At 53.9% G+C, this 631-nt stretch carries 1 protein-coding gene; it reads left to right on the top strand.

Features of this window, described 5'->3' with window-relative positions; translation table 11 throughout:
• Window positions 1-315 precede the first annotated feature (315 nt).
• Entirely contained in the window at window positions 316-498 is a 183-nt protein-coding gene (gene oscA, locus BK660_RS30990) for a sulfur starvation response protein OscA (RefSeq protein ID WP_007917682.1), read from the top strand.
• The last annotated feature ends 133 nt before the right edge of the window (window positions 499-631 follow it).

Below are 631 nucleotides of genomic sequence, written 5' to 3'. Positions count from 1 at the left end.
GGGGCAGGGGTATTGGTTTGGGCGGCCGGTTCCGGAACTGGAGATTGATTGGGCGAGAACTCCGGTGATTGGTTAAAAGATCAAAAGATCGCAGCCTGCGGCAGCTCCTACACCCGATCCCTGTAGGAGCTGCCGAAGGCTGCGATCTTTTGCTTCAACAGGCTGCAAACCCTTGCCCCGCCACATAATGTTTTTCAGTTATATAAACATTCTTAAATAGTCTTTTTAAGAATATCCGCCCCTCTCTTATATTGCTCCTACGCCGAACGCAGTGCCGCCCACTGCCAGGCAAATCCCATTCAAAGGAGCAGCACCATGAGCGCATCCCTTCGCAGCGTTGACGGTCAGGACGAAAGCACCATCTTGCGTGAAATCCAGAGCGCCCTGCGCGATCTGCGTTTCGGCGCGGTGGAGATCACTGTGCATAACGCGCAGGTCGTGCAGATCGAACGCAAAGAGAAATTCCGTTTGCAGCAACCGGGCAAACAACCGGGCTGAGTTGAAGATCAAAAGATCGCAGCCTGCGGCAGCTCCTACAGGGGGCTGTGTGCAGGAGCTGCCGAAGGCTGCGATCTTTAGCCGGCACATCCGACTCCAGATATTCATAAGAAAAAGCCACCACCAAGAATTC

Origin of the sequence: Pseudomonas brassicacearum (assembly GCF_003732265.1) — a bacterium.
GTDB lineage: Bacteria > Pseudomonadota > Gammaproteobacteria > Pseudomonadales > Pseudomonadaceae > Aquipseudomonas > Aquipseudomonas brassicacearum_D.
The sequence above is the reverse complement of the archived record's forward strand: the minus strand, read 5'-3'. Positions and strand labels throughout refer to the sequence as shown.